Below are 20,196 nucleotides of genomic sequence, written 5' to 3' on the forward strand. Positions count from 1 at the left end.
CAGACGTCCGGAACGACTTCAAGGAAACTTAACATAATGAAATTAAAAAAGACACTGCAACCTTTATCCGCCTTTGGTGCAATAAATCCGCCTATTTACGGGGCCGTTTGCGAAGGTCGCGATACTCGAACGACTGGCTGTGAATACGCTCCATATCCAGTGCACTCAAAAACGCATATTCGGTGACCTTGGCTACCATATCCGGCTCGCCAAACAGAAACAGACGCTTATCGCGGCCCAGTTCATGGCGCTCTTTGAGCACTTCGGGTACACCAATCAGCCGCACGCGGTTGTTGTCGATACGCTCTTTGTCACTCTGGGCGGCAATCAGCCCCTGATAAAACAGATTGCGATGCTCGAGCATCAGTTTTAGCAGCGGCCGGTGCAGATACAAATCGTCGAGATACTTACCCCAATGGTACAGATGGATCGGCTTTTCATGGCCAGCGAGCAAGGCCGCCTGCACCATGCCAAGCGCCGGGCCGATTCCTGTACCAAAGGCCACCACAATAAGCTCGTCATTAAGATACTCACTGCGATAATCGCAGCGTCCCCAGGGGCGGGTCAGCATCAGGGTGTCGCCCACGTTGGCTTGCTGGCACAGCCACTGGCTGAACTGGCCATTGCGCTTACGCCGGATATGAAACGCGATTGTGCCCTCACCCAGCCCAGGCGCAATGCCATAGGTTCGGCCCATACCAGCACTTTGGCCATCTTCGCCAGGCGCCCTGAGCCCAACACACAGGCCCGCATGAAACCCGGTCGCATCCTGTGGCCTTAACACCAGCCTGAGCACATCGGCGCCAATGGATTGCTTATCCAGCAGCCTGGCTGGCATTAACACCGCCTCATTGGGCACTGATAACTTCATGCCTTCTTTGGGCACGCACTGGCAGGCAAACAGCAGCCCCTCGGCTTTGAGATCTGGCTCAAGCCCCTTTTGCGCCCTGGCTGGAGCCAGACCTTCATCCAGCTTCAATAGGCAGCAGCGGCACAGGCCTTTGGTGCAGGAATAATTATGGGGATGACCCGCCCGTTTAAGGCTGGAAAGAATGGTTTCGCCGGGCTCGGCATGAAAGCGCTGGTTATCCAGAAAAAACAGCGTCATAGCTTGTGTGGCTCTCCCTGCCGGGGAAGGAATTCGAACGCCCCAAGATGCTGACATTGGTTGTCAAAGTCAAGTGAACCTTAGGTGTTATCCTTGTCGGCGGCGATTTTACGGGCACCGATCACCTGTTCGACCTTCAGATTAGGCTCCCGGTTCCTGAACTCAGCCTGTAACCCTGACTTTTTCTGAACCTTCTATCTGCGCTTTCGTCTGAGCTTTTGTCTGAGTTTTTGTCTGAGTTTTCGACTGAACTTGCACTGTGCCTAGCCACGCCACAGGTAATGGCGGTCAGAATAGTCGGCCAACCACTCGGGGCGATACACCACCAGCAGGGTCACCGCCATGCCATTGAGCAAAGCTTCGGGGAACATCATCAGAATCGACAGCGACAGATAGTCATGCCACAGCACCTGCCAACTGTAAGCGCCGGAAATACCGAGCCAAAGCGACCAAAAGCTCTCGTGACTCAGCTGACTGAGGCCAGCATTGGCAAAGCCACTGACAAAAATCAGCACAAACAGATTTTTCGGCAGCAGGTAAAAGCTGCGGTTATGAATAACAAAGGCCACAAACAGTGGCAGACACACGCCCATCAGCGCGTAAGCACCAAAGTGGCCGGGGGCTTTTAAGACAAACACGCAATAAAAAGCGCTCGGCAGCAGCGCCAGTATCGTGGCCAGTCGCCATGAGAACATCAGCATCAGGGTAACCAGTCCAAGAAAATGCAGTTGCAACAGCCCATGGATACTGGCATTGAACAGCCAAATGCCCATCATGGCGCTGAGCGCCAGCAGCGCCCTGCCCTGCAATTGCCGATTGGCGGCAAGCTCAGCCAAATCCCGGGATGGATAAATCAGCCACAGCCAAAGCGTAAGCAACAGCAGCCCCAGCGCATCGGCGCCGCTCAGCTGCCACTGTATGTTGGCCAGCAGGCCCTGCCAGAACTCGAGCATGAAAATGAATTGATTCCCGATTGGATATGGGTACTCTTGATACATCTGATTATCAATCATTTCCGGGGAAAGAAAACAGTGTTATCAAGAAGTCTGCTGCTCGCCATCGTCACCTTAAGCCTCGGCGCCTGCTCCAGCAGCGCCCCGGACACAGATGAGCCGGACATCAGCTATGCCGGAAAAATTCGCGATCGCCTGAGCACCAGCATCAAAGACAACGGCCTGAAGCTGTTCACCTACAGCGTAAGCGCCAGTGCTCCCAGCGCCGCAGACGCCTTACCACCACTGCCATCGAGAAACCTGGCACGCAGCAGCCGCAGTCGCCCATCGGTGGACTTAACCGCCTGGACCGAACAGATTGAAATCGGCCTTGCCCGCACCCTGGCAATGTCGGGCTACTGCCGGGAAGGCAGCACCGAAATCAGTCGGCTTATCCAGGCAGACAGAGCCGAGATCCGCGGCGAGTGCAACGAAAGCGCATCCGATGAGGACAGACAGCGCTTTGGCAGCAAAGGCTGACACTGGAAAAACACGCGCTATTTCGGTAGTATTCGCCGCTCGATTTTGGAGCTCATAATGAACAGACGACAGGCACTCATCAAAAAAATGGCCAAGCGCACCAAGGCCCGGGAAAACAAGAAAGAAAAACCCAACGCCGGTGCAGCCAAAGACAGATACATTTCCAAGGCCGAGCGCGCCAAAATGGAAGCAGAAGCACAGGCTGTAGAGGCTCAAGTTGTTGATGCTCAGGCCGAAGGCGATACTTCCAATGTCGCAGAGCTCAAAGGTCAGCCCGGCTGAACCACGGCGGCGGTGAAACGCTATTTGGGCGCAGGTGCAAAGCCTTTTTTTGCCCAAAACACTTAACTCACGCTTATTGAAATGAGTTTTGGCACACGCTTTTTGGCACGAGTTATCCCGCAGAAACGGTTTCGCATAAACCTTGCCAAAATGCATCGGACATAAAAAAAACAGGCTCATATGGAGCCTGTTTTTTATTTGCCGGTTCTGCCAGATTCATCAAGGTGCGCCCGCTAGCGCGATGATGGTCCTTTCCCTGACACAGCGTCGCTGTCGGGGGTGACCAAAAACTCGGTGGCCTCCTGAGCGCCCAGGCAGTCTTTCTCCTCGGTGTGGGTTGCCATCTGCGCAAACGAAGACGACAGCGGACTGCTGCTGGCGGGCATCACTTCATCATCCACATCAGCCCTGGCGGCGGACTTATCGCCCTCAATTGCCCCCACCAACCGATAGGCGGTATACACCCCTGCAATACCAAAGAGCACCGAGCCTATCACCTGGCCAATCAGTACCCCGTATACGCCGCCATACTGCGCCCCAAGCCAGATAAACGGCAAGGTACCCAAGGTAGCCTTGCCCACGTTGAACACGGTGGAATATTTGGCTTTACCGAGATTGTTAAACGAAGCATTGGCAACAAAGAGCGCGCCCGAGAACACAAAAAACACCGCGATATAGGTTAGGAAGAAACCGATAAACTCGGCTGCATCCCCTTTCATATCAAACACATGAACAATAAAGTCCTGGGCGATAAACAAAATCAGCGACATCCCCAATACATAGGCACCGCAAAACAGCAGCGACTGAGTAAGACACTCCCGCAGCCTATCGAAACGCCGGGCGCCAAAGTTTTGCCCCACAATGGGGCCAATGGCGCCGGAAAGCGCAAATATCATCCCGAAGGCCACCGGTGTTAAGCGGCCAAGCACAGCCCAGCCGGCCACATAACCATCACCAAAACCCGCAATCGCCCGGGTCATAAAGCCGTTGCCTATGGGGGTGGCAATATTGGTCAACATCGCAGGCCCGGCGATGGCGAAGATAGGCGATAAATCACCGATGACGCCCGCCATTGTGGGCCTGGTACCGAGCTGATGCTTGATAAAGACGCCGCGCCCGGCCACCAACAGCACCGACAGTCTTGCCAGCACAGATGCCGCTGCCGCCCCTTCAATACCCATGGCAAACAGAAAGATAAAAATCGGGTCGAGCACCAGATTGACGCCGCCGCCCACCAGGGTCGACACCATGGACAGCTTGGCATCGCCAACTGCCCTGAGTGCAGCACCCAGCGCCATCGCAAGACAGATAAACGGCAGCGAGGGCACCAGAATATAGAGATAACTCGCGGCCAGCTCTGCGGTGCGGCCGCTGGCGCCAACCAGTGCCACCAGCGATGGGATATTTAAGGTGACAATAATGGCCACCAGGGTAGACACAGCAAGGGTAACCAGCAGCGAACTCATCATCAGCCGCTTGGCGTTTTCAGGCTCCTTGGCACCGATGGCACGGGACACCTGTGCCCCCAGCGCAATCGAGAGGCCAATACCAATCGAGGTGGTGAAAAACGAGATGGTACCCGCGTAGCCCACGGCGGCGGCAAGCTCTGCTTCCCCAAGCAGACTCAAAAAGAAGATATCAATCAGGTCCACCACAAACAGTGCGGAAATACCCACGGCGGCGGTGGAGCTCATCACCAGAATGTGGCGAAGAATAGGGCCTTCTACAAATTTGGCATCGGTCATGGTAGTGGCTTAAACCTCCCGCTGCAGTTCGCTGCCACAGCGGCTGCAATATTCAGCATCCTGATCGTGTCCGGTTTTCAGGCAGTTGCTGCAACGGCGCAAATCGCGATTGCGGCCCATTTCCTGGGAAATCTCGGCGGTAAGTATCCCGGTGGGGATGGCAATAATCGAGTAACCAATCAACATGGTCAGTGCGGCAATCGCCTGACCTAATTCGGTTTTGGGGGTGATGTCACCATAGCCTACCGTGGTGATGGTCACTATGGTCCAGTAGATGGATTTGGGAATGGATGAAAAGCCATTCTCCGGGCCTTCCACCATGTACATGATGGCGCTGAGCACCATGATGATAAGGCTCACCGAGAAGAAAAACAGAAATACCTTACGGCCTGACTGCATCATGGCCTTGAGCAGCAGATTCCCTTCGCTCAAATAACGCAGCAGTTTGAGCACCCTGAAGATCCGAAACAGCCTCAGTACCCGGATGATGAGGGTAAAATTGGCCCCGGGGAAGAACAGCGCCAGATAACTTGGCAACACCGACAACAGATCCACAATGCCGTAAAAACTGCGGGCGTACTGCCAACGATGGGCAGAGCAATAAATTCTGAGCAGGTATTCCAGGGTAAAAATCACCGTAAATACCCACTCGAGGGCGTGGATAACATCGCCCCAGCGCTCGTTAATGCTGGATACCGTGTCCAGCAGCACCAAAGTAACACTGGCGATGATGCACAGGATCAACCCCAGATCGAACCAGCGTCCGGCAGGGGTATCTGTGCCAAAAATAATGATCCTGAGTTTTTTCTGTAGCTCGCTCTCTGGCGCAGCAGGCGCTTGAGTCATGGTGTACTGTCCCTGAAATCCCTGATATCGCAGCAAAACGCTAACAGTGTGCCACGCACTGGGGTCTGGCTCAAAAACAATTCTCAATCAGGTTTTCTGCCGACTTTTCAGCGCAGGCCTGCTTGGGTAGAATCGGGGGCTGCACGAGGCGCTTAGTCGTATTCTTTGGGGTAATCATGTTCCGTTTGTTTTGTTTTGTGTGTTTGCTGGCCACCTTTGGCGCCAGCGCGGCCGCCATCAAGCCTGGTCAAAAGGTGGATTTGGTGGTGGTCAACAAGTCCGACGCCCAGATGCAGGTGTTTTACCGTGGTGAGCTGATTAAAAGCTACCGCATCGCCATGGGAGACAACCCCAAAGGCCACAAGCTTAAAGAAGGCGATCAGCGCACTCCTCAGGGCCGTTATATTCTCGACTTCAAGAAGGCCGACAGCGCCTACTACCGCTCTATCCATATCTCCTATCCCAACGAAGAAGATCTGCTGCGTGCCAGCGCGCTGGGGATAAGCCCCGGCGGCGCCATTATGATCCACGGCCAGGACCCCAAGTCCCCTCTGAGCGCCGAAGAAGCCCAAAAGTACAACTGGACCAATGGCTGCATTGCCGTGACCAACAAAGAAATGGATGAGCTGTGGCAGTTGATTGACCCAGGCACGCCCATCGAAATCTGGCCATAAGAGGTAACCTTGATGCACGCAAGTGAGCTGTACGCCAACTGGGCCGAGTTTGAAGCCAATATTCTGAAACTGATGAAAAAGCTCGGGCTGGATGGGCTCAAGCTTGAATGTGACCATGCATCACTGCGGGTCAACAGTGTCGAGGGCGCCGAGCAATTGAAAGCCGATTTTGCCAAGCTTGGCGATATTATCAGCGACAACATCATCAATGGCAGACCGATTTTGATCATCCGCCTGCATCAACCGCTCATACTTGGCAGCATGTCAGTGCCCTGCATCGAGCTGCCCTTCCCGTCGGACAAACGCTATCCACAGGAAGGCTGGGAGCATATCGAACTGGTCCTGCCCGGTGCAGACCAAGGCGAAGCCCCAGGAAAAGGCAGTGAAGCTCAGAGCTGCGAGGAACTGGCGGCGCAGCTGATTGCCAGAGTCCCTTCACTTGCTGCGGTGCTCGATGGCAACACCGATGTGAAAGTCAAAATGAGCTCCCCCAAGGGCGAAGCCGAACGGCTGGCCAACCCTACCATCGCCTTTGGCTATCAGGGGCTGACGGTAAAAGTGCACCCCCACAGCATCGAAGCTATCGTCGCCAGCGAGCAAGCCCGAACCTGAACCTGAGCCCCAACGTTCAGGCTGACTCTGCAAATCTGCTTATTTCACTCCTTCCCCGGCTAGCCACGGGGGAATGTTTGGCATTTCAGCTCAGTGTTTCAGCAAGCGAACAGACAAAACCCGTAATTGCACTTTTTACGGCTTATACCGGCGCCAATTCTTGGGTAAAGTAGCCTGAGTATTCAGCGGGTCTGGCCCGTAACATCTTGATGGAGGATGTCATCCATGGCGTCGGTTACCACCAAAAAACACCCCAATGGACTCGATTATGTCGATGTCGATACCCGTTTTTGCAAGGCGCGAATTTTCTTACAGGGCGCCCAGATAGACTTTTTCCAGCCCGCCGATAAGGCGCCGCTGCTCTGGGTATCAGAGGCGGACGACTATCAACCCGGCAGCGGCATTCGTGGCGGCATTCCGGTTTGCTGGCCCTGGTTTGGTATGCACAGCAACCCCGACTTTCCCCAGCACGGTTTTGCCCGCACCCGTGTGTGGAGCCTGAGAAACACCCGCATGGCCAACGAAGCGGTCGAACTCAGCTTCACCCTGAACGTAAGCGAACAGGACAAGCGCTTCTGGCCACACGACACCGAAGTGGAAGTCCGCTTCCACCTGACCGAGGTGCTCAAAGTCACCCTGGTAAACCGCAATGTGGGCCAGGAAACCGTGACCCTGACCCAGGCGCTGCACAGCTATTTCCCTATTCAGGATATTCATTCCCTGGTCGCCAAAGGCTTCAGCGGTGCCAAGTACATCGAGTTTGGCGAAGGCCCCTACCCGCAAGATGGCGATGAAGTGACCTTTACCCGGGAAACCGACCGGGTCTACACCGACCTTGGCCCAATGCAAACCCTGCATACCCCGGAAGGCGTGATTGAAGTGGCGCGGGAGAACAGCCAGTCAGCGGTGCTGTGGAATCCCTGGATTGACAAGTCCAAGTGGCTGACCCGTTTTAACGATGAAGACTACCTCAGCATGGTTTGCCTGGAAGCGGCCAATGTACTGGAAGACAAGCTCGTGCTGGAGCCAGGGCAGACCCACGAGCTGTCGACGATAATTCGTTGGAAATAACCTTTGCGACCTAGCCTGATCTAAAACAATAAACGCGCCTTCGGGCGCGTTTTTTATTACCAGGCTGACATCAGCTTGCTCGTTACTTCTTCTTTCGCAGGTTTTCACCGGCTTTTCTCAAGTTTTGCGCTGGTTTTTCACTGGCTTTTCGCGCTGTGTGTCCAGGCTGTATCCCGCCAAGCTGCACGGCAGGATGTTGCCGCCCGCAATCCCCCATGTCGCAAGCCGCGTTTGATTTCAGTCAGGCGAACGTATAGAGCATTTCCTGCAAATCCATCACAGCAAACGCTGCAAAGCAAGCGTTAATCGCACCTGAAACAGACCGCACACAACAAGCTGTTTAAGGGCTTATGTAATGCCTTGCTTAAAGACTGAGCAGCCAAGCGTCGCTTTCTGGCGGCCATATCAGTTTGGCCGGATTTCTCATTGCCTATGTTGTACGTTCGTGCAAGGTTTCTTAACAGCATTATAACAATAATGAGGAGAACTCATGCACATCAAGACTCGAAAGCACTGGCTACCCACGACGGTAGCATTGGCCGTTGCCCTTCATCTGGGCGGCTGTTTTTCCGATAGTGAAGATCCTGCGCCAACACCGGAGCCACCGGCAGTCACGCCACCGGCCACCGGCGGTCCAACCTTCCCCGAAGGCGCCATCATGGTGGAAGCCGGTGAAAACCTGACCACCCGTATTCAGGAAGCGCTGATCAACGCCCAAAGCGGCGATGTGATTGTGCTGCCCAAGGGCCGCTTCGAAATCCAGTCCACCCTGCTGTTTGACGGCGACGTGGATGGTGATGGCGCCTTTGCCAAAAACGTGACCCTGATGGGCTACGGCAAAGATGACACCATTCTGGATTTTGCCAACGCCAATTCCGGCGACGGTATTTTCGTGCAAAACGCGATGAACATTACCATCCAGGATCTGTCGGTGTATGAAGCCAAAAACAACGGCATCAAGCTGAAGAACACCAATGGCATCATACTGCGCCGCCTGGGCGCTGTGTGGGAAGGCGCCCTCGACAAAGACAACGGCGCCTACGGCCTGTATCCGGTAGAGTGCGAAAACATCCTGATTGAAGACAGCTACGTACGCGGCAGCGCCGATGCGGGCATCTACGTGGGTCAGTCTGAATACATAGTGGTACGCAACAACATCGCCAAGGAAAACGTGGCTGGCATTGAGATTGAAAACAGCCGCTACGCCGACGTATACAACAACGAGGCCATGGGCAACACCGGTGGTATTCTGGTGTTCGACTTGCCTATCAATAACCACAGATACGGCTCCAGCGTGCGTATCTTCGACAACAAGGTGTACGACAACAACACCCACAACTTTGCCAACGCCTCCGCCAACCCGGCCGGCGTGCATATTGTGCCTCCGGGCACAGGGGTGATTGTGCTGTCCACCAGCGACGTGGAAATCTTCAATAACCAGATAACCAACCACGACACCCTTGGGCTGACAGTCTCAAGCTTCTTTATCGCCGAACCTGAGATCAGCGATTTTGTTGCCAACTACGGCCAACCCGGCCAGGCCATTGAAGATGGCTGGCGTCCGGTGCCACGCAATATCTACGTGCACGACAACGAAATCAGCGGTTACGGCAAAAAGCCCAACGGCTATCTTATCACCGACATCATCAATGCCTTTGTGCTGACCCACGGCGCCATGCCGGGCATCCTCTACGATGGTCTGGGTGAACTGCTGGCCAACAACGGCACCGCCGCTTACCTTGGCCTGAAGGAGATGCCCTTTGCCGACGATGGCAGCGACAACGTCTGTATGCAAAACAACGGCGATGTCAGCCTGGGACAGCTCTACGGCAACAGCAATACCGATTTGAGCATTGCCGATGTGATGTATGAAAAAACGCAAACCAATCTGATGAAATGTGCCCAGGTCAGCCTGCCGGTGCATACCGTCACCTTCGGTGAACAAATTTTCGGCTGCGGCGTGGACGACGACACCGCCGGCTGTGATGGCGGTAACCTGATTGGCGGCGGTGGCACCATTGGCGACGGCGATGGCGGCATCATAGGTGATGGCGATGTGAGCCTGTGTGAAACCGCTGGCAGCGGCGTAAACTGGAATGCACTGGCCAAGGCCAATTGCCCTAAACTGTCGGATTACAATCTGTTCAGCGATGGCACAGATCCAACCCAAAACGCCAATGGCGGCATGCCTTATGACTTGAATACGCAGCTGTTTACTGACTACGCCAGTAAGTATCGCTTCGTATTCCTGCCTGACGGCACCAAGGCGCAGTACTCAGAGAATGAAGTGTTCGACTTCCCGGTGGGAACCGTTATCAGCAAAACCTTCGCCCTGCCCGCAGACACCGCCAAACGGGGCATCGAAAACGAAGATCTGATTGAAACCCGTCTGCTTATCCACCGCGCCAGCGGCTGGACTGCGCTGCCTTATGTGTGGAACGCCCAAAAGGATGAAGCCGTGCTCACCAAGCCCGGTGCCGTGCAGGCCAAAACCGTGAAGCACAACGGCGAGACGCTAACCTTTGACTACATGGTGCCTTCCATCAACCAGTGTAAGCAGTGCCACCAGTTCAAGGCCGAAGGTGAAGACTACCCACGTTTCGTCCCCATTGGCCCCAAGGCACGCTTCCTCAATGGCGACTTCGCCTATCAGGACGCTACCGTGAACCAGCTCAGCCGCTGGCAGAGCGCAGGTATGCTGCAGGGCTTGCCTGATTTGGCCACTGTGCCCAAGGTGCCTGCATACCACGACGGCGACGAAACCAAGGTTACCAGTCTGGATAACGACACCCTGATGAACACCGCCAAAGGCTATCTGGACATCAACTGTGCCCACTGTCACCGCCCGGAAGGCAACGCCTCCAACACCGGCCTCAAGCTTGAGTACTGGCGCGCCTACGGCGATGACAACGGTTTCTCCCACGGAACCTGTAAGCAGCCTGTGGCCTACGGCGGCGGCAGCCTGGGTTACGATGTGGTGCCCACCAAGCCCGAAAGCTCCATCATGCACTTCAGAATGGCGAGCAACGAGCCTGGCGACCGCATGCCGGAAATCGGCCGCAGCCTGGCCCATACCGAGGGTGTTGCCCTGATCCATGAATGGATTAAGCGTCTGCCTGCAGCCGCCTGCTCCAACTGATAAGTATTGAGTAACAGCTGAAGGCCGGTTTATCCGGCCTTTTCTTTGGCAAGGAGGTAAGCATATGCCAAGGGCTAAAAATAAAAGTACCCTGCAGCGGCGCAATGTGAGAAGCATCATCATGCTGCTGACCGCGCTGTTAACCCTGGGTGGCTGCGGTGGTGGTGAAGACAGCCCATTCGCGCCACCCGCTGGCACAAATGGCGACTCGGGAAGTGGCGGCTCCGGAGGTGGTGGGTCAGGAAGTGGCGGCGCCGGAAATGGCAGCACTGGCAGCTCAGGTTCAGACGCAGGTTTATGCGCTGCGACCGAAGGCGAAATTAACTATCAGGCATTGATGCAGGAAAACTGCGCCAAGCTCAGTGATTACCGTTTATTTGCCGACCCGGCCAATCCCGGCGCCCAGCCAAATGGTCGCGGCGAGCCCTACATGCTTGCCAGCGAGCTTTTTACCGATTACGCCATCAAGCGCCGCTTTCTCTTTTTACCGCCCGGAACCCAGATGAGCCTCGTTGACGGCCAGCTTGAGTTCCCGGTGGGCACTGTGCTGGTCAAAAGCTTTTATCTTCCTGCCGATACCGAACAACAAGACCCGCTTAACGCAAGGCTTATCGAAACCCGGCTGCTTATCCAGCGCGAGTCGGGCTGGACCGCTCTGCCCTACGTGTGGCGCGATAACGGCAGTGGCACCTTGGAAGCAGTGCTCTTCGAAGCGGGCACAGATATTGCCCACAGCCTTAACCGCGGCGCAGAAACATTGAATTTCAGCTATCACGTGCCAAGCCGGGCCGAGTGCAAAATTTGCCACCAGGATCTGCAAAAGGAGCTGGCGGTGATTAAACCCATTGGCCCCAAGCCATTGTTGCTAAACCGCGACATCAACAGGAGCGGCAGCTCAGAGACTATCAATCAGCTGGTGTATTTCAAAGATAAGGGGCTGCTAACCGGCAATGTGGAGCTCAGCGCACTGCCGCGCACCTTCGCCATTACCGATGAAACCGCCGACCTTACCGCCCGCACCAAGGGCTATCTGGATGTGAACTGCGCCCATTGCCATAAGGCCAGCGGCTTTGCCAGCGTGTCGGGGTTGCGACTTGGGTTTGAGGTTGACCATGAAAGCGTGCAGTACGGCATTTGCAAGCAGCCGCCGGGCTGGGATGGTGGCGAGCGTGGCCTGTCCTACGACATAGTACCGGGTAATGGCGACCACTCGATTGTGGTCTATCGCCAAACCCTGTCAGCCCCAAAAGACCGGATGCCGCCGCTTGGGCGCAATCTGGTCCATCAGGAAGCGGTAGCGCAGATCAGTCGCTGGATTGATTTGATGTCCCCTGCCCTTGGGAACTGCCAATAAGCCGTTGAAACTTGCCGGGCGGCGCGCCAAGCCAGTGCTTGAAGCTCGCCCGAAAGTGGCTCACGTCGGTAAAGCCCAGCCGCTCGGCAATATCATCGGCGCTAAGATTGGCCTGTAAAATCAGGCTGATGGCTGCCTGGCTTCGCACCTGATCCAACAGCCGCTGATAGCTGCAACCATTATCGGCAAGCTTTCGGCGTAAGGTTCGCTCACTCATGCCAAGGGCCTGGGCCATATCGGTCAATGTGGGCAGCAACGGCATCTGTGACTTGAGCTGCTCCAGTACCCCATCGATGAAGCTGGGCTGGGGCAGACAGGGCTCTTTGCGCTCTTCATCGCTGAAGGTGTAACGGACCGGCAATGCGAGGGTGTCGGTGGCAACCCGCCACTCATAGAAGGGCGCGTTAAATTCTGGGGTCACCCCGCAAAGGCTGCTGATAAAATCAGCCTCGTGGGGCGGACACGCCAGTGCCACCGAATCCAGGTTAAAACGCTCGCCGCAAAGGGCTCGGCCCAGCACCACCAGAGCCCCAAGACTGTGCAGAAAGTGGCACTGAAACAGCGAGTTGGGCAGTCTTAGGGTGTTAATCCAGCGCACGCTCAGGGCGGAGCTGGTCACACTCACCAAACTGTCGCTCATGGAGCCTGCCCACTCAGGGTTATCGTTCAGCAGTCCAAAGCAATCGCCAAGGGTCTCACAGCGGGCAAGGTAGCCTTTCAAAAAGCCAAGCTCTGCCACCTTGTAATCGGCTGCGGCGCGCATACCTATCTGGCAATCGTCGCTGAAACTGCACAGCGCCTCCATGGCGCCTGCCACTTGCCAGACCGGCACCAGGGTCATATGCGCAAGCACCTCTGGGGCAACCCCAAGGTGCTCGCAAACATCCCGGTAACAGGCCTCACCAAAGAGCCGCCCAATGGCACCCAACACCTGAGCCAGCTCCCAGGCGGGGTACCCTTGATCCCCCACCATGGCGCCGGCGCGATAATTTGACATGTTAACAACCGTTTGTGACTCCCCCGAACTCTCTGTTGTATACCATTTATGTGGTGAAGAAAACCCCGTATGCACGCCGGCCAGCGTGCAGGACTTGCAAACGTCAGGCACAAAAAAGCCTGCAAAAGCAGGCTCTTGAAACGATACGTTTATCTTTTTGTTCAGGGCAGCGGTTTATTCTTTTCCGCAAGCTTGCCAAAGAAGGTACTCACCGAAAGCGCCGCGCTGTGGGCCAGCTTGTCAGCAAGCTTTTTCTTGGGTTGGAAGCGCACCTTAATCAGGGTTCTGTCTTTGGCCGCGGCCAGCATCAGGTCGTCACTGGTGGCAATTTCATCCACCAAACCCAGCTCCAGCGCCTGTTGGCCGTACCAGTGCTCACCGGTGGCGACTCTGGATAAATCCAGTTCAGGGCGATACTTGCCAACGAAGGCCTTGAACAGCTGATGGGTTTCTTCCAGCTCTTCACGGAACTTCTGCCGCCCTTCTTCGGTGTTTTCACCAAACAGTGTCAGGGTACGTTTGAAGTCGCCGGCGGTATGCTGCTCATAATCGATATCATGCTTTTTCAGCAAACGGTTGAAGTTGGGCAGCTGAGCCACCACACCGATAGAACCGACAATCGCAAAAGGCGCGGCGTAAATGCGCTCGGCCACGCAGGCCATCATGTAACCGCCACTGGCGGCCACCTTATCGATACAGATGCTGAGGGGAATATTGGCCTGACGCAGGCGGTCGAGCTGGCTTGCCGCCAGTCCGTAGCCATGCACCATACCGCCGCCACTTTCGACATTCACCAAAACCTCATCACCGGCTTCTGCCACTGTAATAATGGCGCTGATTTCTTCGCGAAGTGACGCAACCTCATGGGCATCGATACTGCCTTTGAAGTCGAGAACGAAGGTGCGCGGCTTGACGCTCTCGTCCTTCTCGGCAGCTTTGCTTTCTGCTTTTTTGGCCTTTTCGTAGGCTTTCCAGGCTTTTTTATCCAAAAGCTCGTGTTTCAGATGGTCTTTCAAATGTTCCAGTTCTTCGGAAACATTGGTCAGCACCAGCTCCCCCTTGTCACCCCTGGTGCGCGCTGCTGAGGCGAACAGGATCACCAGCACGGCACCTATGGCCGCGACCAGGGTGATCGCCTTGGCGAGGAAGAGTCCGTAGTCGTATAAAAATTCCAAATGTGGCTCCAAAGCGTCCCGGCACCCGAAGCGTTCGGGCGTACATAAAAGTGGGGCTATTCTAGCAAGTCAGCATATAAATCCAATAAAAAAACCGGCCTAACGGCCGGTTTTTACTATCGAAAATACCGATTACTCACAACCTTTGAGCACTGTTGGGTCATTGACCAGAATAGTGGCTTGACCTGCTGCCGCAGTCTTGGCAAAACCTGCAACCTGCCACTGCATTTCTGCAGTTGCAGCGGCCGCTTTACCGTCGGTGGCATCCGGCACTTCGCTTGGGTTCACAACAGAGCTGTGGTGGCCCTTGATAAAGCGTACTGCGCCTGAGCCCACTTCGGTGGCATCGCGGCATTCAAGGCCGAGGGTCGCTATCAGCGGCTCAGTACCTGACAGCGGGAAGCCTTCAACGCTGTTTGGCAGAACCAGATCCGGCGCGTTACCGTTGCCATCACCCACTACTTCTATCAGGTGCACCGGCAGACCGGTAGCCTTCAGCATAGGCGCGTGGTTAACCGGGTCGATGGAATCCACACCGGTTTGAATCGCAAAGGCAAAGCTTGGGATAAAGCCTTCGTATACCTGTTGCACCAGTGCGGCATATTCAGGGCTACCTGGCTGATAACCTAGGAAATTGGCGGCATCCACCAGCGCCTGGAAGTCTTCCGTAGTGGTGATGGTGTTAAACAGCACAGGGCCGAAGGTGGCTGAGCCCGCAAAAGCACCGGCCAGACCACCGGAAGGTGCCACCAGCGATGCCGCCGTAATGCCGTAGGCATTTGGCAATGCGTTGCCGGTCGTTGGGTCAACCAGACCGGTTGAGGCATAAGTGGCAAAGTTGGTGTTCACAATACCGCCAAGGCTCAGGCCCTGAGACGACACCTTGCTCACATCAAACAGCTGTGGCTGGTTGTTGGCAGCCAGATACTGCGCCATACCTGTGAGCGCCAGACGCACACCCAGATGATCCACAACCGCCTGACGGAAATTGTCCCGCACTGACAGTGAGCTTGCGATGTTCACAAATACCAATGGCGAGCCGTTCTTGAACGCATCTGGCTTGCCGATGGCGTCGCCGAACGAGGGGTCACTGGCGGAAACTTCGTACACACCGTCTTTGTCTGCATCGAAGCCACGCTCACCGTGCAGCGGCATATCGATGGCAATGGTCGCAACACCAACACCGGCGTAGCTGCCTGCATAGGCCAGCGCCATCTCTTTACCACCACCCAGGCCGTGCATGGCCATGTTAACCGGCCAGCCGCTCGTTGGTGGCACGAATACCTGCCCCTGCGCCTCGGTAAAGGCTTTCAGTTTGGCTGCATTAGGCACAGTGATAAGCACAGGCACAGACTCATAGGTCTTGGGCGCCGGAATGGGGTTGAACTTGGTGACGTGACGGGTTTTGTCAGCAGGTGTGCCATCGTCGAGCTTAAATTGCTTCCCGGCCAGCAGCGCTGGGTTGGCAAGGGCTGCCGATGGGTCTTCAATGCCTTGCGCCACAGCCTGGGCACCAAAGTTTTGCTGACTCAGGGTACCTGCCTGCAGTGCCAGTAGCACAGATACAGGGCTGTCACCCAGGGCATTCCAGCGGCCGTTGATGGTAGGCTTCATGTCAGCGCTTAAACAGCCGTTGGATGAACAGTCGCCGTATACTGGCAGCTTCAGCGTTGCTTTCCACACATCAGCCAGGTCCGCCAGTACATAAGGCAGGCCCATCTCGGGTGTCAGTTGCAGCGTCTGCGCCACAGTGTAACCAGCAGGGGCTGGATTCACTTCAAACGATGGCGTAAAGGCTGGGTTGCTCGCCATCAGCAGTTTTAAGGTTTCATAAGCCGGATTAACCGACTGAGTGGTAAACAGGCTTGAATAGCTGATGCTGGCCTTGTCGACACCCTTGGATTCGAGGGCATTTTCATAGCTGTTCACCAACGCCTGCAGTCCACGCTGTGCTTCAGTCCCCAGCGGGTGAGTAGTGATGTCCATCTTCACCGAGGCATAGGTCGATGAAGGCGCAACCGGACGCCCTTCTGAATCTTCAATCAGATTGGTGGTGGCGTAAATGTAAGAATGACCGGCTTTGAGAGGCTTGAGCGGCACAATCACAATCTTGTTGCCAACGGCCTTGCTGATGAAATCAACGCCAAACTGCAGCTCGTCACCAATCTTACAGGCAGACACAGAAGCAGCGGCTTTACACTCGGCGTCCGATGACAGAGCACCGCCAACGGTGGCTTCAAACAGACGCACTGCACCAGGCTGGAACACCGAGGCTTCAGTAAGATGGATTACATCACCGTTTTTGTCTCGCAATGGGTTTCGTTTGTTTGGATTAAGTGGATCGTTTGCGGGCTCTGAAGGGGGTTCAAAATCGATCGAAATTGGCTGAGTGGTGGACCAACCGTCGAGGGCACCCATTGCAACACGCGGATGAGTATAATCGCCGCTGGATGGATGAACACCCGCACTAACAGCCTCTCCGGGATCTGTTGCGGAGGAAGGTATATTTAAGGTGCCATCAAGGGTACCGCTGAACAGCAGGTCGCTTGGCAGTGGCACCTTGCCCGCCGTTGGGTCAAACACCAGGTGTGATTCAGGGATCAGCGGCTCTGTTTTGTCCTTGAGCTCATTGACACTGTCCTCACCACCACAGCCTGTGAGGCCCAAGGCAGAGGCGATTGCTACTCCCAAAATGAGTCTTTTCATCTTTTTTCCCCAAATCTTGTTGTAATAATTTTGTTTTCCCCAAGAAATTGGTCACAATAGCCGATATTGCGAAGCCAACCGGACTTATGTTGTCCGTAACTCGTTTCAACTTAACGCAAAAATATTGAGTTCGCTACATTTTTGTCACACAGAATGCCGATGCGAGCAGCCAATAAACAGTCATTTGTTTGAAACAGTTGTTTGACTCTAGAAAACCCTCAATATTGACGGGAAGTTGCGCCAAGAGGAAGTTCAAATCCATGTTGGAATATCAAGTTGCACCCGACGCCCTGAAAGGCAAAACCATTTTGGTAACCGGTGCCGGTGACGGCATTGGCCGTGCCGCCGCCCTCGCCTATGCCGCCCATGGCGCCACCGTGATCCTGCTGGGCAGGACGGTGAAGAAGCTTGAAGCGGTTTACGATGAAATCGAAGCAGCGGGTTTCCCCAAGCCAGCCATAGTTCCGCTGGATATGAAAGGCGCCACCGAGCAAAACTATCGCGACATGGCCGAGACCATTGAAGAGCAATTCGGCCACCTCGACGGCGTGCTGCACAATGCCAGTGTGCTGGGCGTACTTGGCCCATTCGAGCATATCGATTTGGTGTCACTCGAAGAAGTGATGAAGGTAAACGTGACGGCGCAGGCCATGATGACCAAACATCTGCTGAAGGTTCTGCGCAAGGCGCCACTGGCCTCTGTGGTGTTTACCTCCAGCGGTGTTGGCCGCACCGGCCGTGCTTACTGGGGCCCTTATTCATTCTCCAAATTTGCCACCGAAGGCATGATGCAGGTTCTGGCCCACGAGTGCGATGGCACCAGTGTGCGCGCCAACACCATCAACCCCGGCGCCACCCGCACCAAGATGCGCGCCAATGCCTATCCGGGTGAAGATCCGCAAACCCTAAAAACCGCCGAAGAGCTGATGCCACTGTATGTATACCTGATGGCAGATAACAGCAAAGACCAGAACGGTCAGGCCTTCAGCGCGCAGTAAGCAGTATCAACAAGGCCCGCCACCGCGGGCTTTTTTATTTTCAGCAAATTATAAAAACTTATGACTATGACGACTCCCTACCCCACAGCCTCTTATCCCATTGGCACTCCTGGCACGCCCTGGAGTGATGCCGACAAACAGGCCTGGTTTGACGCCCAAACCGTAAAGCGCAGCTATCAGGAAGAAGTGCTGTCCCGCATTTTGCCTTTGGCTGCCGGCTTTGAGCTGCTGAACTACGGCGCCCTGTCCATTAACCCTGAGCGTTTCCCGCTGTATGCGCTGAAGAATGACTGGCAGGCTGGCCTGCCACTGGCATTGGTGACCGGCGGCGTGCATGGCTACGAGACCAGCGGCGTCCAGGGCGCACTGGATTTCCTGCATCAGCATGCCGCGGATTATCAGGGTAAGGTCAATTTACTTGTCGCCCCCTGCGTCAGTCCCTGGGGCTATGAAATCATCAACCGCTGGAATCCAAAGGCGGTGGATCCCAACCGCTCATTTGTGGAAAACAGCCCCTCTGAAGAGTCAGCTGCGCTGCTTAAACTGGTTGCCGCCAACAAGCATGACTTTGTACTGCACATCGACCTGCACGAAACCACCGACAGCGACGAAACCGAGTTCCGCCCGGCGCTGGCCGCCCGTGATGGCAAAGACTATGAACCCGATGTGATCCCGGACGGTTTCTATCTGGTGGGCGACAGCGATAACCCCCAGGAAGCGTTCCAAAAGGCCATTATCGACGCCGTTGAAAAAGTGACCCATATTGCGCCGCCGGATGACAAGGGCAACATTATCGGCTCGCCTGTAGTGCAGCACGGGGTGATTAACTATCCGGTGAAAAAACTGGGCCTGTGCGCCGGTATCACCGAGGCGACCTTCACCACCACCACCGAAGTGTATCCGGACAGCCCCAAGGCAACGGCTGAAGAGTGCAACGCCGCTCAGGTCGCCGCCATTCGCGCCGCACTGGACTTTATGTTGGCCAATCACAACTGACACTGAACCTGGTGCATCCATACAAAAAACGGCAGCCTTGGCTGCCGTTTTTGATGGTTATTCGAGTAACAGGCTGGCGAAATAAATGGCCGTTTTGCCTTCGTGGCTCGAGTAGTAACTCACCCAAAGCTCATCAGAATCACCGGTAGCGCGCATCAGTACCCCCGCATAACTGGTATCGCCGCCGGACGGCAGCGCCAGATGCTCGGCAACATGGCCTGTGGTTTCGCAAATCTCCACCAGCGACGTTCGAACTTTATCACCATAAAGCCGCACAATCGCCAGCAGACGGCCACGCCAGCGAAAGGCCACCGGGCCGCCGATGCGGCAATCCAGCTCCAGCCAGCGCCAGTCAGTAAATGGCGCCTCAGCTTTGCCAAGCAGGGCCAGTTTACGTTCATCCCAGACAGGATCGCGCCTAAGCAGGCAAGTCAGGGTACCGCCGCTGAATTCAAGTCCCGACTCATTGACGTAACCATCCTGATTTAAGGGGGCTACCAGGCTGGTAAAATCCACGCCCTGAAGCGGTTGTCCCGCACTCGCCCGGTACAGCCGCACGTCACCGTCCGGGCCAGGGCGATAGGCTACGCCGTAGAGGCAGTCTGCCGCGGCAATGACCCGCCACAGCCAGTATCCGCTGTCGGCACACGGCTGCGCTTCCTGCCACTGAGAGCCATCCTCTGAGCGCCACATCAGCGACTGCAGCGGCTCGCCTTCCAAAGTTCGGGCCCCAAAAAGATACAGCTGCCCTTGCCACACCAATAACCTGGCATCGCGTAAATCGCCTTTCGCAACCCGGATAAAGGCTGCACTGTGCCAATTGCGTCCTGCATCGGACGACATCAGCACCCTAAGCCCGCCATCGGGCGATACGTGGGCCGAGCCTTCCCGGAAGGCACAGTAAAGCCGCCCCTGAAACTCAATCAGATCGGTAAAGGCATTGTGCTCGCCCTTATCCCAGATTTTTGTTACCGACAGCAGTTTCATGGCAGTTCCCGCAAATTCAACGAATACAGAACCA

At 55.5% G+C, this 20,196-nt stretch carries 17 protein-coding genes; 9 read left to right on the forward strand and 8 right to left on the reverse strand.

What is annotated here, in order from left to right:
• Positions 1 to 91: 91 nt before the first annotated feature.
• Entirely contained in the window at positions 92 to 1,108 is a 1,017-nt protein-coding gene (locus STH12_RS09165; RefSeq protein WP_164551175.1) for a 2Fe-2S iron-sulfur cluster-binding protein, read from the reverse strand.
• Between the two features lie 263 nt (positions 1,109 to 1,371).
• Complete coding sequence (locus STH12_RS09170; protein WP_126167261.1) at positions 1,372 to 2,061, reverse strand: energy-coupling factor ABC transporter permease; 690 nt, start codon at positions 2,059 to 2,061, stop codon at positions 1,372 to 1,374.
• 78 nt (positions 2,062 to 2,139) lie between these two features.
• Here STH12_RS09170 and STH12_RS09175 point away from each other — a divergent pair, with 78 nt between their 5' ends.
• Both STH12_RS09175 and STH12_RS09180 read left to right on the forward strand, forming a co-directional pair.
• On the forward strand, positions 2,140 to 2,580 hold the full coding sequence (locus STH12_RS09175) for a hypothetical protein (RefSeq protein ID WP_126167262.1): 441 nt from the start codon (positions 2,140 to 2,142) through the stop codon (positions 2,578 to 2,580).
• Between the two features lie 57 nt (positions 2,581 to 2,637).
• Positions 2,638 to 2,862 carry a DUF2986 domain-containing protein gene (locus STH12_RS09180; RefSeq protein ID WP_126167263.1) on the forward strand — a complete coding sequence of 75 codons (225 nt, stop codon included), beginning with the start codon at positions 2,638 to 2,640 and terminating at the stop codon, positions 2,860 to 2,862.
• Between the two features lie 233 nt (positions 2,863 to 3,095).
• Here STH12_RS09180 and STH12_RS09185 read toward each other — a convergent pair whose 3' ends face one another.
• Both STH12_RS09185 and STH12_RS09190 read right to left on the reverse strand, forming a co-directional pair.
• A complete protein-coding gene (locus STH12_RS09185; RefSeq protein ID WP_126167264.1) occupies positions 3,096 to 4,607 on the reverse strand; it encodes an MATE family efflux transporter in 1,512 nt (503 codons plus the stop codon).
• Between the two features lie 9 nt (positions 4,608 to 4,616).
• Entirely contained in the window at positions 4,617 to 5,453 is an 837-nt protein-coding gene (locus STH12_RS09190) for an ion transporter (protein ID WP_126167265.1), read from the reverse strand.
• 176 nt (positions 5,454 to 5,629) lie between these two features.
• Here STH12_RS09190 and STH12_RS09195 point away from each other — a divergent pair, with 176 nt between their 5' ends.
• From STH12_RS09195 to STH12_RS09215, 5 genes are all read left to right on the forward strand, one after another.
• On the forward strand, positions 5,630 to 6,127 hold the full coding sequence (locus STH12_RS09195) for a L,D-transpeptidase family protein (protein ID WP_126167266.1): 498 nt from the start codon (positions 5,630 to 5,632) through the stop codon (positions 6,125 to 6,127).
• Between the two features lie 12 nt (positions 6,128 to 6,139).
• Positions 6,140 to 6,739, forward strand: a complete 600-nt coding sequence (locus STH12_RS09200) for a VOC family protein (protein WP_126167267.1) — start codon at positions 6,140 to 6,142, stop codon at positions 6,737 to 6,739.
• Between the two features lie 225 nt (positions 6,740 to 6,964).
• Positions 6,965 to 7,810: a D-hexose-6-phosphate mutarotase gene (locus STH12_RS09205; RefSeq protein WP_126167268.1), complete on the forward strand. Its 846-nt coding sequence runs from the start codon at positions 6,965 to 6,967 to the stop codon at positions 7,808 to 7,810.
• A gap of 490 nt (positions 7,811 to 8,300) precedes the next feature.
• Positions 8,301 to 10,949, forward strand: a complete 2,649-nt coding sequence (locus STH12_RS09210) for a parallel beta-helix domain-containing protein (protein WP_126167269.1) — start codon at positions 8,301 to 8,303, stop codon at positions 10,947 to 10,949.
• 64 nt (positions 10,950 to 11,013) lie between these two features.
• The gene (locus STH12_RS09215) at positions 11,014 to 12,303 is read left to right on the forward strand and encodes an SO2930 family diheme c-type cytochrome (protein ID WP_164551176.1); all 1,290 of its coding nucleotides are present in this window, start codon (positions 11,014 to 11,016) and stop codon (positions 12,301 to 12,303) included.
• Here STH12_RS09215 and STH12_RS09220 read toward each other — a convergent pair.
• The 3 genes from STH12_RS09220 to STH12_RS09230 form a co-directional block, all read right to left on the reverse strand.
• Positions 12,254 to 13,300, reverse strand: coding sequence for an AraC family transcriptional regulator (locus tag STH12_RS09220; protein ID WP_126167270.1), 1,047 nt, complete (start codon positions 13,298 to 13,300; stop codon positions 12,254 to 12,256). The genes STH12_RS09215 and STH12_RS09220 overlap by 50 nt on opposite strands.
• 161 nt (positions 13,301 to 13,461) lie before the next feature.
• Positions 13,462 to 14,475: a protease SohB gene (gene sohB / locus STH12_RS09225; protein ID WP_126167271.1), complete on the reverse strand. Its 1,014-nt coding sequence runs from the start codon at positions 14,473 to 14,475 to the stop codon at positions 13,462 to 13,464.
• A gap of 132 nt (positions 14,476 to 14,607) precedes the next feature.
• The gene (locus STH12_RS09230) at positions 14,608 to 17,181 is read right to left on the reverse strand and encodes a VolA/Pla-1 family phospholipase (protein WP_126167272.1); all 2,574 of its coding nucleotides are present in this window, start codon (positions 17,179 to 17,181) and stop codon (positions 14,608 to 14,610) included.
• Between the two features lie 260 nt (positions 17,182 to 17,441).
• Between STH12_RS09230 and STH12_RS09235 the strand changes: the two genes are divergently transcribed.
• A complete protein-coding gene (locus STH12_RS09235; RefSeq protein WP_126167273.1) occupies positions 17,442 to 18,179 on the forward strand; it encodes a YciK family oxidoreductase in 738 nt (245 codons plus the stop codon).
• Positions 18,180 to 18,239: 60 nt separating this feature from the next.
• Complete coding sequence (locus tag STH12_RS09240) at positions 18,240 to 19,175, forward strand: M14 family metallopeptidase (protein ID WP_237158814.1); 936 nt, start codon at positions 18,240 to 18,242, stop codon at positions 19,173 to 19,175.
• A gap of 57 nt (positions 19,176 to 19,232) precedes the next feature.
• Here the strand turns inward: STH12_RS09240 and STH12_RS09245 are convergent, their stop codons facing one another.
• Complete coding sequence (locus tag STH12_RS09245; protein WP_126167274.1) at positions 19,233 to 20,162, reverse strand: exo-alpha-sialidase; 930 nt, start codon at positions 20,160 to 20,162, stop codon at positions 19,233 to 19,235.
• Positions 20,163 to 20,196: the final 34 nt, after the last annotated feature.

Origin of the sequence: Shewanella khirikhana (genome assembly GCF_003957745.1) — a bacterium.
In the GTDB taxonomy this organism is placed as follows: Bacteria; Pseudomonadota; Gammaproteobacteria; order Enterobacterales; family Shewanellaceae; genus Shewanella; species Shewanella khirikhana.

Coding starts and splice junctions, on each gene's coding strand:
- STH12_RS09165 (WP_164551175.1), bottom strand. CDS start 1,108: ATGACGCTGTTTTTTCTGGATAACCAGCGCTTTCATGCCGAGCCCGGC.
- STH12_RS09170 (WP_126167261.1), bottom strand. CDS start 2,061: ATGCTCGAGTTCTGGCAGGGCCTGCTGGCCAACATACAGTGGCAGCTG.
- STH12_RS09180 (WP_126167263.1), top strand. CDS start 2,638: ATGAACAGACGACAGGCACTCATCAAAAAAATGGCCAAGCGCACCAAG.
- STH12_RS09185 (WP_126167264.1), bottom strand. CDS start 4,607: ATGACCGATGCCAAATTTGTAGAAGGCCCTATTCTTCGCCACATTCTG.
- STH12_RS09190 (WP_126167265.1), bottom strand. CDS start 5,453: ATGACTCAAGCGCCTGCTGCGCCAGAGAGCGAGCTACAGAAAAAACTC.
- STH12_RS09195 (WP_126167266.1), top strand. CDS start 5,630: ATGTTCCGTTTGTTTTGTTTTGTGTGTTTGCTGGCCACCTTTGGCGCC.
- STH12_RS09200 (WP_126167267.1), top strand. CDS start 6,140: ATGCACGCAAGTGAGCTGTACGCCAACTGGGCCGAGTTTGAAGCCAAT.
- STH12_RS09205 (WP_126167268.1), top strand. CDS start 6,965: ATGGCGTCGGTTACCACCAAAAAACACCCCAATGGACTCGATTATGTC.
- STH12_RS09210 (WP_126167269.1), top strand. CDS start 8,301: ATGCACATCAAGACTCGAAAGCACTGGCTACCCACGACGGTAGCATTG.
- STH12_RS09215 (WP_164551176.1), top strand. CDS start 11,014: ATGCCAAGGGCTAAAAATAAAAGTACCCTGCAGCGGCGCAATGTGAGA.
- STH12_RS09220 (WP_126167270.1), bottom strand. CDS start 13,300: ATGTCAAATTATCGCGCCGGCGCCATGGTGGGGGATCAAGGGTACCCC.
- STH12_RS09230 (WP_126167272.1), bottom strand. CDS start 17,181: ATGAAAAGACTCATTTTGGGAGTAGCAATCGCCTCTGCCTTGGGCCTC.
- STH12_RS09235 (WP_126167273.1), top strand. CDS start 17,442: ATGTTGGAATATCAAGTTGCACCCGACGCCCTGAAAGGCAAAACCATT.
- STH12_RS09240 (WP_237158814.1), top strand. CDS start 18,240: ATGACTATGACGACTCCCTACCCCACAGCCTCTTATCCCATTGGCACT.
- STH12_RS09245 (WP_126167274.1), bottom strand. CDS start 20,162: ATGAAACTGCTGTCGGTAACAAAAATCTGGGATAAGGGCGAGCACAAT.